General features: G+C 36.7%; 10 protein-coding genes. 1 reads left to right on the top strand and 9 read right to left on the bottom strand.

All coding sequences use genetic code 11. From position 1 onward, the window contains the following. Positions 1-130: 130 nt before the first annotated feature. From MM213_RS12615 to MM213_RS12575, 9 genes are all read right to left on the bottom strand, one after another. Complete coding sequence (locus MM213_RS12615; RefSeq protein ID WP_241412742.1) at positions 131-1,591, bottom strand: ATP-binding protein; 1,461 nt, start codon at positions 1,589-1,591, stop codon at positions 131-133. 6 nt (positions 1,592-1,597) lie between these two features. Then, entirely contained in the window at positions 1,598-2,785 is a 1,188-nt protein-coding gene (locus MM213_RS12610; RefSeq protein ID WP_241412741.1) for a toll/interleukin-1 receptor domain-containing protein, read from the bottom strand. Beyond that, positions 2,782-4,032, bottom strand: coding sequence for a restriction endonuclease subunit S (locus tag MM213_RS12605; RefSeq protein WP_241412740.1), 1,251 nt, complete (start codon positions 4,030-4,032; stop codon positions 2,782-2,784). The genes MM213_RS12610 and MM213_RS12605 overlap by 4 nt, the downstream gene beginning before the upstream one ends. Next, positions 4,032-6,923, bottom strand: a complete 2,892-nt coding sequence (locus tag MM213_RS12600; RefSeq protein WP_255806958.1) for an N-6 DNA methylase — start codon at positions 6,921-6,923, stop codon at positions 4,032-4,034. Before MM213_RS12600 ends, MM213_RS12605 begins: the two co-directional genes overlap by 1 nt. A gap of 628 nt (positions 6,924-7,551) precedes the next feature. Continuing rightward, on the bottom strand, positions 7,552-8,688 hold the full coding sequence (locus MM213_RS12595) for a hypothetical protein (protein WP_241412738.1): 1,137 nt from the start codon (positions 8,686-8,688) through the stop codon (positions 7,552-7,554). Continuing rightward, positions 8,685-9,512: a DUF6602 domain-containing protein gene (locus tag MM213_RS12590; protein ID WP_241412737.1), complete on the bottom strand. Its 828-nt coding sequence runs from the start codon at positions 9,510-9,512 to the stop codon at positions 8,685-8,687. The genes MM213_RS12595 and MM213_RS12590 overlap by 4 nt, the downstream gene beginning before the upstream one ends. Positions 9,513-9,772: 260 nt before the next feature. Then, entirely contained in the window at positions 9,773-10,525 is a 753-nt protein-coding gene (locus tag MM213_RS12585; RefSeq protein WP_241412736.1) for a hypothetical protein, read from the bottom strand. Positions 10,526-11,163: 638 nt separating this feature from the next. Continuing rightward, positions 11,164-14,934: a hypothetical protein gene (locus MM213_RS12580; protein ID WP_241412735.1), complete on the bottom strand. Its 3,771-nt coding sequence runs from the start codon at positions 14,932-14,934 to the stop codon at positions 11,164-11,166. A gap of 414 nt (positions 14,935-15,348) precedes the next feature. After that, complete coding sequence (locus MM213_RS12575) at positions 15,349-15,882, bottom strand: helix-turn-helix domain-containing protein (RefSeq protein WP_241412733.1); 534 nt, start codon at positions 15,880-15,882, stop codon at positions 15,349-15,351. Between the two features lie 462 nt (positions 15,883-16,344). On the opposite strand from MM213_RS12575, the gene MM213_RS12570 reads away from it, so the two are divergent. Next, positions 16,345-16,491: a hypothetical protein gene (locus MM213_RS12570; protein ID WP_241412731.1), complete on the top strand. Its 147-nt coding sequence runs from the start codon at positions 16,345-16,347 to the stop codon at positions 16,489-16,491. Positions 16,492-17,487: the final 996 nt, after the last annotated feature.

The raw sequence follows: 17,487 nt of genomic DNA, 5'->3' as shown, positions 1-17,487 counted from the left end.
CAGTAAGTTAATGTAAAATGAATTGTCATGGTTAAATAAAGAAAAAGGAATTTCCGTTTTCCAATTAAATAAAAACTCTCTGTAAATCAATTCATTATGAATTTTTTCCATATGCTAATAAAATAAAACCCTATGCCCAATAGGGTATGTACAAACTGAATTTCTTGGATACATTTTCAGGATCCTTTGGCTTTATTTTTCCTGCTTCCATTGCTTCTTTGATCAACAATGAAATCTGAGAGGCCTGCTTTTCATGCATACCAAACCTTTTTCTCAGGCTTGTATTGCTAAAGCCTCCATTTCCGTAATACTCGATAATACTGTGTTGGTAACAGGCTTCTATCCGCTCAACACTAGTCATATCTGCATATTTTTTTGGTGCGTACATGGTGACTTTAAAGGAATTTTCAAGCTCTTCAAACTTCAGAGGTGGCAATCCAAACAGTTCAATTGCAATCACTGCTTTCTCAAACCCAGAACCCCTTTCTTCACATATATTGTATCTTCTAAAAGCCGATGCTAAAATTTCATTTCTAGACTCAGGAGTTGTCCGGATCAGCCTGTCGATTTTTTTGGAAGGCAACAATTTCCCCGGATTACTGAATACTATCCTATCTTCAAAGATCTCTATCATGGGGCCCGTACCCCTAATATTGAAATCCTGATGAATCAAAATATTGGCTATCAATTCACGAAGGGCTTGCTCTGGATAGATAGCGGTATTTACCCTTAGTGCATTTTTAATTATTTCACTGTCTTGTAGCAAGCCTTGAACAAAGTTGATAAGTGACTCAAAACCGACGGCATAACCCTTTCTGCCAGGATATTCCTTGCTCGCACCAGCCTTATTTTTACCCTCATATTTGATCAAACGCACAACTTTTCGTACCAAGCCATCAAATTTATTGAGGTCTTTAGCTGCTGCAATTGCTCCAAAATTGGTGATGTAATAACCTTTACCATCCACATCTACCAGCATTTTTTCATCAACCATCCATTGCATAATTTCTTCAATTTTGGATGGGACAGGTTTGCCTAAGAGCTCCAAAATCTTATCGTACTCCAAGAGGGTAATCACTTCCAGCTCGGTCAGGAGTTTTGAAGCATGCAGCTCTTCCCAAGTCGGAGATTTGCTATTGAGCATCAATGCCCCAACTTCTTGTCTTGATGCTCTACGGGTAGTGCCTCCGCTACGGATAAAGCTATCTTCAATGGTTTTGTGTATCAGATGTACAGGCTTGATGGCACTTTCCTGAATATAAATAAATAGCAGTTCCTTTTCCATGAATGTCTCAATACTGTGGTCAATTTTCACTAGGGGATTTACACCATCCCTGCAAAGTGACGCCAGCCTCTCAATGATATTATCTGCTTTGGCTTTGTCTATTCCTATCACACTTGCAGACCTATTGTTAATCCCAAACACCAAAAAACCGCCACCTGGCATATTGGCAAAAGCAGAAATGTGTTGGCAGAGCTTATCGTTTTTGGGCGAAAGGTCTTCCTTCCAATCGATTTCGTTCAGCTCAGTAGGTACCTTTCCCAAAGACTTTTCCAAGTAAGCAATAGCCTTGTTTATCCAGTTTTTCATTCTATGCTATTTAAATTTTGGTTTCTGGCCAAGAGGTGGCTTTTTGAATTTGGGCTCTTCGTAAATATCTCTCAAGAGTTCTTCCATCTTTTCATTGGAAATTACTCCATCTTTCATATCTATATATTTTCTCCCTGCAAGTGACGATGGGATAGCCTTATCATTGGGACCAGTTCTTATAAGTGGGATAAACTTAGATGTTTGAATATCAGAAAAAATTTCTGCTGAAATAATTGAATATTCATATCCAACACCACCAGTTAGACTGTCTGTTTTCAATTTGTAGTTGGGTGTCATGACGCAAATAACTCTTTTTGCTTTACGCACTGCATTTTCCATAAAATGGGGAAGAGGTTTTCCTAAAGGGCCCAAGTCCCACTTATCGAGAATAACATCAACTCCGTTTTTCCGCAGTTTGGTAGCCATCTCTAAAACCCAATCTTCATGCTCTGGTGTATCCCATGAATAAGAGATAAATACTATTGGCGACTCGTCAGATGTAGCAACAATCTGTGATTCTTCTACTTCGACCTTTTGGGCAACACTCTCTTTCGGAAGAATACCTTCTTCCCAAGGATCTTTAAAATCAAAGGATTCTAATTGACTATTACTTGTGAAAATATGGCTTTCTAAAGATATTTGAATGTTGGCGTAAAGCGTTTTTCGTTGTTCTTCGTCCAAATGCTCCACAAGATCTTGATAATAGTCGGCTCGGTGCGTTGATAGATTTTTATTTTTTCTAGCTTCAATGAATTTCTGATTGTTTGGAGGCAGATCATCAACAAGTTCAAAGATGAGTTTATAAAATTGGCCACCAGTGAGGTAAAATTGGGCTGTTTCCTTTGGACCTATTACTTTCCATAGCTTATTGAAAGCTTTATCCCAATCAGGTTTTATAATGTCAGGAAAAACCCATGGCAGTTTTAGCATTGACTTAACTTTTTCTTCATCATAGATGTAATCGTATCCTTTTTCAGTAAGTCTTATTGATTCGGGACTTTCTTTTTCATAGGTGAAATACCCGGTAGAGATTAGACCATTAAAAACCGTATGAAAAATCTCTTTTTCTTTTGGATTCAGCTTGTCAATAATTCCGAACTGGATATTGCGCATCATCACAATATGTCCTGCCTTACATTGAGCCTTTCGGAATGAATCAAAAATTTGCTCCGCTATTTGTCTTTCTGTTTTCATGTTGTTGCTGTTTCTTTAATGAGGTGGTTTACCCGCACCTTACCACTTAATAAATCTTGCATTAAGCCCGCTTTGAGGGATTGGAGTTTGGAGAGTTTTATCCTTTCATTAATTATTAAGTTTTCCTTAGATTTAAGGTTCTGAACAATCCTTTGCTGTTCATCAAATAGAGGAACCTTAATTTGTGTGTTGTTTATTTTTGTCAAAGTAATTCGAGTTATTGCATTGCCAGACATTTGGTCAACCAAAGATTTCTGACCGCTTTCTTCCATAAAGAATTGAACAATATACTCGTTCAACAACTTTCCTTTTTTACCTCTTATTAATGCAACACTCGATAATAGACTGAACTCTTCATCTAATGGATTCAAACAAATATTCCCAGTACTTGCCCCATCTTTGGTAAGCAACACGTCGTTATATTTAACCGAGCATCTTCTGTAAATCTTTTTATGAGCATCATTATTGATATGTTCGAGATTTGTCAAATCCAAATGCCCCATTCTGATATTCTTTGATGTTATATACTTGTACGCACCATTTGAATCAGTTTTTGGTGAAAAATGAGTGCCATCTTGAATTTTTTCGCAGAATGAAATAAGAGTATTACACTCCCACTCCTTCGGAATTCTCCCTAGCGGACTATCTTTAAACTCGTGGGTTTGTTCGCTGCGGATTTTGCCGTATTCGTCTATGCCTTTGGTGAGCAAGTCCTGCATCAGGCCCGTTTTGATGCGAGTGTATTTGGCGATAAGTTGCTCGGTTTGGGCGATGGCTTCATCTACTTTGGAAAGGATGCGGGCTATTGTGGTTTGTTCGGAAAATGGTGGCAAGATAACCTTCAACTTACTGAACTCAGAAATCCAGCGTCTTTTATGGTCGCCCCCAGTCTCTCGAATTTTTAAGTTCTGTAAATACCCAAAAATTATTTTGATATCAAACTCGTCAGGATTTTTAGGCTTTAAGAACTTCATTGCTGAAGACTTTACCTTAAAAGGAAAATCAACAAACTTGCTGTCTGTTGTGAAATCATCAAAAATGATAACAGGTGTGTTTTGGTAAACATCATGTAGTTCGGTGGTATATCCAAGAATAAAGGATTTACCAGCAGTCAAAACAGGAATACCTGACTTATCATTATAGTCTGTTGAATCAACGGTATATTTATATGGCTGTTCATAATTTAAAATATTTCCCAAACAATATTCATCCCACCCATTCGGAACATGCAGTTGATTTTCTTCCATTAGCTCAAATAGTTTAGTTGGGTGAGAAAATCATTCAGCTCTGCCATAGTCCTTTCCCGCTTTTGCTCTATGGCTTGGCCAGAGGTGTAGTATTTATCAAAGAGGTTTTCGTAGGCGGCTATCAGTGCCCGCTTTTCGGCATTGAGGTAGCGTTGCAGTTGGTCGTTGATGATGTCGAAATGCTTTTTCAGAATCAGTTTTTGGCTTTCTTCGGTAGTAATCATACCTCCAATTTCTTCCAATAGGGCATCAATGCTTTTGAGCTTACTTTGCAGTATGCCACTGTCTTTTACCCTTGCATTGTAAGCCTTGGTAATTTCCTTAAACTGTTTTTGGGCTTCCAGCACTTGGGACAATTTCAGCATGGCATTTTCATCATAATTTCCTTTGAGAGATTTTTCCAAAGCGGTTACGGATTTCTTGATGTTGGCGTAATCGATGGTATCTTTTAAGTCGGGTTTGAAGTGCTGTATAAGATGCTCAATGTCTGTGTCCAGTTTGGCTATCTCTCTTTTGGTAGCGGTAAGCAGGGCATTGCTTTCCTCTTTTACATCATCACTGCCGTAGCGTTTCAGTTCTATTTTCAGGTCTAGTTCTGCTTGCTTTTCCTTGAGCTTGGCTTTGCAATCCTTAATGGATTTTTCGAAGTCTTTTATTTTGGTTTCCTGGTCATGGAAGGGCTTCGCTTTTTCAGGTTGTTTCTTTTCTTCGCTGTAGAAATCAATCATTTTGCCCAGTTCACTTTTGGCAAGAGCAGGTGTTTGTTTTACTTCACCTTCTTCTTCGTCTGCTTCATACTCCACTAGATTCAGGGCTTCTTCTACGGCTTCTTCCAGTTGGCTTTCAAAGTCGGCTTGTTCCATTTCTACCTGCTCGGTTTCGGCTTTTTCGCTTTTGAAAAATTCACCGATCAGGTATTCGTCAGGTATCAGTCCGGCATCCCAGCCGTTTTGCATAATGGTCTTGAGGTCGTACTTAATGTTGTCCCACCAGTTTACAAACACACCTGCCACTTGGAACTTGTCCAACACACCTACAGGCACAAATTTTTCTTTGATGGAATCGAGCAGTTCTTTCCGCACTTTCGGGAATCTGTCGCCACCCAATCGGAGATATATGCCCATTGGTTCAGCAACCACGTCTTCTTCAGGTTCTTTCTTTTTTGGAGCAAGGGTAGAAAAATCTTCTTTGGCCAATTGCCACCAATCAGCTAAATGAAGCCCCAATTCGATCAAGGTATCAATGACGTTTTGATCATCTTCAATAGTTTTTTTGATTTCAGATTTCTCGGTGATCGCAAAATCTTTGTACTGATCGTTTTTTTTCTTGAAGAGTTGGTAGCCGTCAAAATCGAACTTGGGTGCTAAGGTGTTTTGCACTTCTTCAATTTCACTAATAGGCACACCACCTATCAAATGGGCTTTTACATCCTCGGGTTCAGGCAGAGGCGTATTATCCACATACCTTCGGATATTCAGTGTGTAGTCGTTTTGGGCAATAGTTTCCAAATCCACCAATTTGGAGTAATTGCCTTCTTCAATTTTGTTGGTGAAGACATAATCAATCTTCTCTACATCTTCCGGGCGAAGGGTATTTTGCTTTTTCCCTTCCGCATAGTCCTTGTCGGCATTTATGATAAATACCTTGTTTTTCAGACTGTCGGGTTTACTCTTGTTGAACACCATCACACAGGCAGGAATACCCGTGCCGTAAAACAATTGTGGGGGCAAACTGATGATGCCTTCCAGTACATCTGCCTTGAGCATGTTCTCACGGATTTCTTTTTCCTTGCCACCACGGAACAGCACACCGTGCGGCATTACTACCACAACTTTGCCTGTGCGTTTGCAGCTTGCCAGCATGTGTTGTACAAACATCAAATCGCCCTTCTTGCCCGTTTCGGGAGCAAAACCATAGCTAAATCGAGCTGGGTATTGCATGGTCGCCCGATTATAATTCTGCGAAAATGGAGGATTTGCAATTACCCGGTCGAACTGGATAATTTGTCCGTCTCTTTCATTCAGCGGTTCTTCCAACGTGTCGCCATACTCAATGTTGTATTTGGTGATGTTGTGCAAGATTATATTCATCTTACAAATAGCAACTACAGTAGGGTCGTTCTCTTGCCCAAACAGTTCTAAGTCGTTGGAATTTTGTCCATGTTCTTCGATATATTGATGTGCTTGAATCAACATACCTCCAGACCCAACCGTCGGGTCATAAATAGACATTCCCGCTTCTGGTTTCATCAACTGAACCAGTAAACGCACCACTTGGTTAGGTGTATAGAATTGACCGCCTTTTTTGCCGCTTTCATCTGCGAAGTGTTTGAGTAGGTATTCATAAGCTGCACCCAAAAGGTCAGGGAATTCAAAATTTTCATTGACCAGATTGGGGAACTGATTGAAGTGGTCAATCATTCTTTTGAGGTCGGTATTTTTTACAATTTGCTTACCGTCCACCTCTTTATTGAAATTGATCCTGCCTTTGAAAATACCAGAAAGTGTGTCGGTGTTGGCTTCTTCAATTGCGTCTAAGGCCTTGTTAAGCATTTGAGCAATATTGTGTTGCAGGTGCTTTATAGGTGGCTGCGGGACTCCATTTTCATCCGAAAAGCCTTCATTCCAACGTGCTCTTGGCGGCACATAGAAGGTGTCGCCATAAGTCAGTTTGTCTTCGAGTATTTCGCTGAGAGTTTCAGAATCTAAATGTTTGTATTCTTTTCTATAATGCTCTTTCTTTTGATCAAATACATCAGACATTCTTTTCAGAAACAGCATCCCAAAAATAAATTCTTTGTATTCGGATGCATCCATTTTACCCCTCAAAATATCGGCAGCCTTCATTAAGAAACTTTCCAATTGGGATAACTTAATCTTGTCGGTTTTCATTTATTGTTTTATTCCTTTTGTATTAATTGCTCTACAGCTTTTCTTCGTATTTGTTTTGCAAAAGCAAAATTAAAGACCCCTTGCTTTTTGTTCTAGTATTAGGCTGTGACTAAAACTAATTGTGCTTCAGTGTATTTGTTTTTATATTGATGGAAAACGTGAAGTGTTTTGGCCGCAATCTACTCAAAAAAACCACCATTATAAATAGAAATATCAAGACTGCATCTAAATCATAGTTGGACTAAACAGGGTCATTGAATTATACTATGGAATAATCTAAAGCTCCAACTTTCTTTCCTAAAACCTATCAACCCAAATCCCGCACCTGCTTGATCCACTTACAAGATCTAAGAAATCAAGGGTTGGATCCAGGACATACCGAAAATGCAACACCCCAGTATTAGGTTAGACCATATCCAAACCAAAGCACCCGCCCCCCCCCCAAAAAAAAATGCAACCAACAACTAAAACAACCACTTCCTAAAATCCACCAGCCAGCATACTATTCCACCTAGTAAGCTCTTCACCTTGCGGATGTCTGTCAACAGCCACTAACCAAAATCTCTGATAGATGAATGCATCAATCAGGGATTTTGGCTAGTGGGCTAAATATTAGCGGTTCGGCTTTTTATTCTTCGCTCAGTTCTGCACATATTAGCCTAAGTGATGTATAATATTCAATTTCATTGTAAATATTATTTTCCATATGGTTTAATTCGTTTAATACCAATTCGTTGTTTTCGCATTTACTTCTTAAAAGTCCAGCAAAAAAGTCAAAGTCCATTGCATTTCGTTTTGTTGCAATTTTGCCAATTTCATAGTGATAAGTAGTTTTTTGTTCTTCTTTAGAAGTCTTGGTTATTGTTGAGTCCGTGAATAAAAAATCTATTTGTGGTAATTCTACATTACTGATTTGAGAATAATCAATCTTTTCACGCTCGTATATTTCAGTTACAAATTTCTTTTTGTCAGCAATTGCGGATTTTAGGTCTTTATAAAATCTGTCTATTAAGTTATGATATCTCTGGTGCTCATCTTTTCTGGCGTAAATTTTCAGCAATGATTCTTTGTCATATAAATAATCATTCTCGAAGATGGCTTCAAAGTATAACTCCACAAGTTTTAATACCGTTGAAAAATCCCGGTTGATAATTACTTTTTCTAATTTTTCTAATTCGGAAACAAATTCATCAAGGATAGTCCTTAACTTTTGAAGGATAATTTCAAAGTATTTTTCTAAAAATTCCTTGTGTCTTTGTTGAATATCTTCAATTGAGTATGTTTTTTTCTCGGATTGAAATTTATTATCTGTATGATACCTTAAATACTGAATCTCCCCTTCATTCGCTTGGTAACTAAACAATGTTGATGAAATTAGTTTTCCTTCAAATTTTCTGATTGGATGTCCAATAAGTTCATTTCTTAAATCTCTGTTGATTGAATACAGGTGGTCATTTTTAAGATGTCCTTTGTCTATTGATGTTCTGAAAATGCCCAATAACTCTTCTACAAAATCTTGTTGTATATAAATCGCTTGTAAAAAACTTATTGTATGCGAAAATTTCTCGCTGTATTCATTTGATAACCTTTTAGTTTCAAAAACAATATCAAGTGTATCTTGAAAATAACCTAAGATATCACCGAAGTAGTTTGTTTTAACATCATCATTAAATTTAATTTTACTTGAACAGAAGCAATAGTCCCATATGAAGTAATTCCATATATCAGCTATTTTGTCAAGTTTAAATCTAATGTCGTCTTTCATTGTAATTCAATTATTGGTCTTGGTTCAGCTCTATATCTTTCTTTTGTTCCTTCTATTGGAAACGAAAACCAATATCTTTCAACTGGGTCTTCGTCAGCAACAATATGAAGTAGGTTTGAAATAAAATAGGAGAAAGAAAGGTCTGTCAAATTGTATCTAATGTAGCAACGACCCTGAAAGACTGGTCTTGGATCTAGACGGTCAGTATTTTCCCAATACCGTATAAATTTGTTTGGTCCAAGTGAAATATGATTTACTAAACCATTTGAAATTCTTAATGCTTCGTCAACTCTTTCATTTGAAAAATCTTGTTCGTGGTCATATGAAAAAATCCCGACAAACTTTTTCCTATGAACTCCGATTGGGTTAAAAGTTTCAAATTCTCTTAATCGATTTATCTTTTCAATAATTTTATTTAGTGCGTTGTCTTGACCGTTCGTTGTTGTGTTACTATAATTTATAACTTTTGTTTTTACCTCTATAACCGCCCTAACTGCACTTTCAGTGATGATTACGAAATCCCCTTCTTTAAAGATTACGGGTGATTTATCTTCGTAAATAATTATGTCAAGCTGACTTGATATTTGTTCGTTTTGTCCATTGAAATGGTCTGGATTTCCAATGATAAATCCCGTCCCAATGTTAAGATTGGTAGGTAAAAATTGAGAAATTGTTTTTCTTAAAATAGCTTCCTTATAACTTCCTACGACACCCCAATTAGCGTTACCAATTAAAAATTCAACTCTGTCCTTCGTTAAAGTCAACTCTCTGGTGATTGACTCCTGAAATTCTCTAACTCGTTGTCTTGTTCTTTGTATTGGCATATTGTTTCTATTTGCGTGGTCTTTTAAGCTGACCGCTAACAGTTTGTTCTATACGCATAAGTGTTGCTGATATATCATAATTATCTCCAAACATAACCATTCCGATCTTAACAAAAAATACCAACTACTGGGTGTTTTTCAAAGAAAAAAATGTTTTTAAGTCTGACAATCTGATGCAGATGGGAACGAATTTCAACTGAGCTCGCCTCCCTTTTTGACAGGCAGGCTGGGGGATATAGTTGGGGAGAGCCTGTCCATACCTACTGGCTTTTTTCGTCAACATTTTTAAAATAATCATGTTTTTCCCAAGTATTTAATAGTTTGTCAAAAAACTTTTTTGGACTAAATCTCATTAATTTCAAATTAGTTATTACTCTTTCAAATGCAATAAACGTTACAAATGAATAAAATATGGAATAATTAACCATAGGTGTATCGAAAATTTCAAAATTACCAAGTCTAGAAATTGAAAATACTATTAAATAACAAAAAAACAAAGTGTATATTAAAAATCTAATTCGTTCTGTATTTACTAAAGTTAGAGCTAATTCCATTTGTGATTTCTTCCTTTTCTCAGGTTTGTCATAGTTTAGACTTCGATTGATTTTTAGCATTATTTTTTCAACGAATAGAGTTGTGAAAATTGTTCCTGTGATTAAAACTAAATAAAGATTAGTAGAGTAGTTTAAATCAATTCCAAACAAGTACTCTGGGAAAAATTCAAAGATCAATGCTATAGTCACAAAAGGTATAACTAGTGCATACATTATAAAGATAAATACTTGAATTAAAGGGCCAATTAACAACAGTAATACAGCTGGTATAGCTATCAATTTTTTAACTTGTTTTAATACAATCCAATCAGGTAGTATACTAGAAAAAGTATATAGGCCGAAATAAAGAATTATATAAGAGTAGTAACTTCTATTTTCTTTTTCGAAAAAATAGAAAATAACAAAAAAAACTAGTGAAATTATAATACTAAACTTATTTTTTTTTATCCAAGTTTTCATTTTTTACAACCTTGTAAGTAAGTCTTTCTATTTTCAATATTGTAGATATTATCCTTTTTTGGCATACTATCAACTATAATGATGATATATCTCCCCGACCATCAAACCTACCAAATCCCCATCTAACATAAAATACCAACTACTTGGTATTTTTCAAGGTAAAAACAAAAAAAGTCCCATTTAAGAGGCTTAAAAAAAAATAAGGTAATAATAACAACTTTTTACCTTCCTCTTCTACTACAAACCGCCTGATGCGGGCGGGATGACGGAGATCCGGGCCAGCGGTGGCCTGTAGCGTGGATAGGATATCTCCGTCTTGATCTTTTTGTTACTTTTTGCATCAAGGCAAAAAGTAAAAACCACGTCACTGGGAACTGGGATACAAATTAGTCTGACAAAATGTATCCGACTGCATAATAAGAGCTTCCGCAATAAGCGGAACTGACTGTATGAAATGCCCAAACATTCGTGAATACAATTAAAAACAAACCCAACATGAACAATCGAGAGGTTCATTCCGATTTTTGGGAGTTCTGTGAGAGGTTTAGGGGTGGGATTCCCCTTTACCTCGACTGTGCGTTCGTGTTTGTTTGCTGTAATTGTGTTTGTGTAATTTATATACAGATTATACTTTAAATTTAATATTCAAGTCTATCTCTTTCTGCCTGTTCATCTTCTCTTTTTGCATCTTCTTCATAGCCTTTCGACAAGCTGTCAAACACAGAAGCCACGTTAGGAAATCTATTTTTGTGCAATTCAGTCAGTTTGCGGAAGTGTCTTGCTAAAACTCGTTCTTGCTCGCCTCCGTCAAAAACACCTCTTGAGGTTGTTCCTCTCTTGTTGAATATTGCTGCTGAAAAGTTTCGTTTAATACTATCGGTATTTATAATTTCTAAAACATTACAAATTTCCACAGGAGGCCAAATTTCCTCTGTTTCAGGATAGTATGCTAAAACCTGTGCAATGTATGCATCAGCAATGTTTAGCTTACTATAGTTATTAGCAAATTCACGAACCTTGTTAATCCAAGACCATAAAAACTCTTCATTTATGTTGAATTTCTCATCAACTCCTGGAATCTGTTTCCATGAATGCAAAAGCTCATAGGCTTGCCTACTTCTATTTTGTATCTGTTCGTGGGACAGCTCAGTTTCTTCAATTTCCTCTTCATTTTCCGCCTTGTATATCCATTTAAATACCTCAATAAAAAAATCTGGATTATTTGCTAATTCATTATGTAATAATTTGGGACTTCGTCTATTTCCATATGACGCGAGCATTGGTAGAAAATACCATTCCAATTTAATCAAGGTTTGTGGTGAAGTATCATTTCTTTTGTCAAGGGTCTCGAATAACTGTTCAACTTCATATCCATTTAGCCTGGTATTCTCACTTGCTTTGTCAGTCGCAGCTTTATCTAAAACCTCAGCTATCAAGTCACTAGGAATTTCTTCGTGAAAATGTGAGCAAATATCAATTGCGCTAAAGTATCGTTTGAACTCAAGCAAGTATCTAATCCCAATAATTTTTTCTTCTTTTGGGATATTCCAGAAATGGGGAGACATGTTAAGCCAATACTCTATTTTAATTTCATCACTTGTTGAGTCAATGAACTCCCAATGTGCTTTATTTTGGTTCACTGGAATTAAAAACTGAGACAACGCAGCATCATTAAACCCTTTCTGTTTCAATATTGCAAAATGCTCTCTTATCCATAGGGTATCATTAAGTATCTCTTTTCTTATAATGAAGGCATAAATGAACCTCAAATTATTTTTCGAGATATCTAAGAATTCGCAAATGGATATAATTTCATCTGTGTCATTTGTTATGTAGGCTAATGTATCTCCTAAAATCCAAGAGTCCTTAATTGCTGTACTAATCTCCTTAATCCTATTTATGCCATATTTCTGATAAATAATTTTTAATGCTTCAATTCTTCTATCATTGATAAGCTTTTGCTGACTTTCTGTAGATGTAACCTTTCGCTGGTATCCTTCAATAAAGCTCGGCCAGTGTTCCTCAAATAACCACAATATTTGCTGGACTTCGTCAGCAGGCTCCAAGGCTTTATATATTTCTTCATAGCGAATCAATTCGCCTTCTTGGAGAGCCCAATGCATGCCAGGGTGCGATCTATGGTGATTTAGGATTCCACGTATCGCTTGCCATAACGAAAGATCGGCTGGCTTGATTTTATCGATATTATTTTTCACAAATGATAATATTTTATCTCTATCATCAGTTCTTAGGTTTACAGATTTTTTAATTAAATCTGAAATCTCTGATTCAGAAAAATCACATATTGAAAGCAGAAGATCGACTACTACCGAATGAGTTCCCCAAATTTCTATATCGGTATATATTTTTTCAAAAGTCTGGTCAAAGGTCCTCCATCGCATCTTGTGAGTAAAATGTCCGATTGCATGTGAATCGGGAAGCATTCTCAACAAAAGAGTCCATGCGACTTCCTTTTCTCTTTGTAAGATCAGTTTTAATACTCCAATTCTATCTTCAAATGTTGCATTTGTTTGATAGTGCCAGGGTTTAAAAATTTCAGCTAAACTATTAATTGGCCTGTTAGCAAGGCTGCCACCAGGATCGATTGCGGAAAGTTTAGCAAGAATAAGAGTTGCTCTTGGGAAATATTCTGGTAGCCATGCTAAATTTTCCAAAGCCCAAAGCAAGCCTGTATGATAACTTTGAGACGACATAAAACCGGGGTCCTCGTTAAATAAACTTCTTACCGGTGAGTTGTCCGCATCAATATATTTTTCAATAGCGTTTAAAAATTCGTTCGGGGAAGCTTCAGCTAATAGAGGTAACTTATTTTCTATCGATTTCCAAAGTTGGGGATTATCGTTATTAAAAAGTTCGGCTATAATTCTATCAACCCACAAAGGCCCGCTAATTGGCAGATTAAATTTTAGTTGATTTCCGAAAATCGAAACTAATATCAGTGATTGCGTGATGCCTTCTCTTATCCACCCAGAAAATTCTCTTTCTTTCCCATACATAGAGGCCATATACCTTTTCATAGGTTCTAGTTCAAATGCCGGATTGATCTCGATTAAAATATTCAGAAAAGATTGACGCAATATTTCAAAATCATTTTGAGTTAAATATTTCGATGCATTTGTCCATGCATCCAATGGAGATGCAATTCTCCACGTATTGCCAATTTTTACAAAGGGTGAATCTGATGAGTTTAACCAACGACTTAACTTTTTAGAATATTCTTCGTAATTCTCTCCAGCTAGGTTAGCGAGAATATTTTTATCGTGCTCATAATTTTCATCCCAACGTCCAACAATTAGAGCCGGTAATATCTCTCTAACATTCTCCGGTTTTGCCCATTCAGGAACACTTCTAACGAATTCAAGTTGTCTTCTGAGTATTGTTACATTTCTTGTACTTTCTTTTGAATATTTTTCGGCTCGTTCTTCGCCGATCCCGGTTTTACTTAGCGACTTCACAAATGAATCTCGATCGATCTGCGGAAGCACTATCTTATTTCTCCAAATATCTGAAGCATCCGCTCCTAATGGCACTATAACGCAATGACCATTTGAAATTGCTCGATTTATAATTCCAGAATCTTCAAACCTTGGAATTAATATTAAAGGAGTTTTTAAGACGGATAATTTTCTAAAAGTATCTTCACTATCTACTATGATACTTCTAGCGAAGAAGTCCTCTTCTTTATCCGGTACATTTTTGAAACTTGATATAATAAAGGCAAGTGCTTCATCTCGTGAGGTACCTTGTACTGAAATAATGCCGGGGCTTAAACTGAGATCAAATAGGCTATCAATCTGAGATTTACGTCCGCCCAACAAAATTTCGGGATTAAGTTTAATTTTTGGGCCACTCGACCATTCTTCCCAAAAGTCTTCTGTTGACTGAATTCCTTCACTTGGATATTTTCCTAAATGTTTTATAGCTAACCAGGCGGCTACTGTTGGTGCGATTTCAAGCCACTCTTCGAGTATTTCAGCATTGATTACTTTAATATCTTTCCATACGCCATCTTTCTTTTTTTCCTCTATCCACTCGTCTCCCTTGGTCCACAGCCTGGGTGTAACAAATACATATGTACATTCTGCAGGATTAAAGCCAATCGGATTTTTGCTTCTTTTTTCATAGTCTTCATCGGCTTTGCCCTTTGTATCTGCATTTGAGCCGAATTCCCATAGAGATATTCCTTGGGGTAAGTATTCTGTTTCATCACTTACCTCTAAAATTCCATCCCAGCCCCCAATTGATACATTTTCGCCAGAAGGGAATTTTATACTTTTAATTGAATCAGATGTAGCTCTTATTAATTTTCTCGCTAATTCTGGAAGTGTTTCTTGACAGTTTCTTCTATTTGCCCACTGCCTTAAATCTGTTGTATCAATCCATTTCATAGTGAAGTATCAAGTTAGTTTGAGTAAGTTTTTTTAAGAGCCTTTTGAACTGAAGACTGTTGCCTTAGCATGACGCATAAGTTGCTGATATTTCCCGATTACCAAACATAACCATTCCGATCTTAACAAAAAATACCAACTACATGGTGTTTTTACAGTGAAAACTTTTAGTTTTCAATACAAACCGCCTGATGCGGGCGGGATGACGGAGATCCGGGCCAGCGCTGGACTAGAGCGCTGATAGGATATCTCCGTCTTGACTTTTTTTTTACTTTTTGTGTTAAGACAAAAAGTAAAAAAATACTAACCACAAATTCCCTCCAAACAAAAAACACCATGTTCAGGGTATTTTCACTCAATTAAATAGTGAATTTAATATCTAATATCTCGAAGGATTTTCTTTAAAACGCTAACCTAACGCTTTCTCCTATATTTAAATAAGCTACTTGATACTTGTTTTGATTCAATTTCACCATTTTCTACAAATTTGTTTAAAGCATTAGTGATTGAAGAGCTTAAATACTCCCAATTGCACTTTTCTGATAGAAATTTCATCACATCTTTAACTTGAACATAATCATCAAGAACATCTTCTTTTAAAAGAATTTGCTCAATAACCATAGGAAGTTTTGGGGTTTTAGTAAAAATATATGTGTAAGGGTTACTTCCAGGTTTATGTAATTTTTTCATTTTAGAGATTAAAGCTCTCCATTCTGGAATCTCAAAATCGGATTTATATAAATCTTCCCTATTGATTCCGAAAAAATTACATATTGGTGTTAATTTATGTACATCATAGGATTCAATTCCATTTTCAATTCTGTTAATAGTAGTAACAGGTATTCCAGTTGCTTTCGAAAATGCTTTGCTACTCATGAGCAACCGTTCTCGCATTAATTTTATCCTTGAACCTGCTAAAATGTCTTTATCTAACCCGTTTGTATTCATCTAATAAATTAAGAGACCTTCTTAATTTATTTTATGTATCTTTTTGGAATATAATAAATTAACCCTTATATTTGTTAAAGTTAGTTAGAAGTAAAAAATATCATATTATTTATGAAGTTATAGAGTCAACTGATTAAAAATTAATGTGTTAAAATACTTACTAAAGAGCTCGTAACCCGAAACCGCCAGTTTTGAAGAACGCGAGACGATAGGTAAGTGCTCATATCAATAGTTAATGTTATTTAACTTTTTCAAGTTATATTAGCAGGACTAAAAGATATGGGCCCTATCGTATAAGCTGCGTTCAAGTTCCTGGCGGTACATGGGTTGCGGTGATAGGGTCCAGCTTTTAGTCCTGTTGGATTTTTTTCACCATTCGCTCTTTTTTAATACTATTTACTCATGAAAGCGAGCAAAATATACAGCCACCTGATCATTGAACCCTACTCCGATTTATTCGGAATGGCAGGACTGTGCCTTTTTGCTTTGCTATCCGAGTCAGGAAAAATCTACCAGTCTGATCAGACAGAATCCCTCAAACCGACAGGAGATCCAGGCCTCTCAGCCTTCGATATCCTCTTTGAGCGCAAGCCCAAGAACCCTATCTAAACCTATTATTTCAAAATCTTTTGGGTACATTTTTCCAAGGTCAATACACCATGGATATGCCCTCCACCTTTCCGATCCTATAGCTACTGCAGAAGCACCATCGGAAAGATCCCCATTTCTTAGCCATCAGGAACTTTTCCCTGTTCCCGTACCAGCTGGAAAAAAACGCAAGTTTTTCTAGCCTGATACAGCTATGCCTTTTCTAAGAAAGGATCCATAACCCAAGGAACAAAGCGAAAAGTACAGCCTCAATCATCCCCAAGATGATCAAAGGATAATTCTATGCTTTCTTTTATCCATTCATTTCGACGGTACGGAGAAATCTAGTCACAACCCTAGCCAGTGTCTTCAATTTCTAACCCTAAAAACAGGTGATGCTAAACTGGTTGGCAGCGGTCCACATTGCTGCGCACTGCGCTGGGGTTTTATATAAGAGGGGAGAGGCGAGCATAAAGACAATAATAAAGTGCTTTAGTAAAGAACACTAGTACGAGACATCTCCCTTTGGTCGATGTGACAGACCCTGAATAAAATATTCACTACAAACATAATCTTCCAATTTTAAAATCTTCTAATCCCTAATCAACCAATCACTATGAACTTTCCCCGACCCCCAATCTAAGATCTTAAATCAAATATCTACTCTCAAAAAGGCCTCCCCGTCAAACTTTCCTCATAAGGTTAATCGATGAATATAAACCCATGTAGGATGGGATTCACATATGGTGACTATCCTACAGGACGGCGGAGTGGGGAGTTCCTCCATAGCTCCCAGGTCGGTGGCGATTCCACTCACTTACAAACCAATCCACCGACCTCCTTTATTTAAGAGACAATAGATACAAGACATTAGATTCTAGACAAAATGCATAATTCCCAAATCTCTCCCGATCCCTCAGGGAACTAACCACAAAAAAACATGAAATCATTAACTCTCAATCTTCCAATTTCCCATTCCCTAATGACCAATAACTATTCTCCTAACCAGACCCCAAC

It is taken from the genome of Belliella alkalica (assembly GCF_022549785.1).
GTDB classification, from domain to species: domain Bacteria; phylum Bacteroidota; class Bacteroidia; order Cytophagales; family Cyclobacteriaceae; genus Belliella; species Belliella alkalica.
Note: the sequence above shows the minus strand (reverse complement) of the source record. Positions and strands in the feature narration are given on the sequence as shown.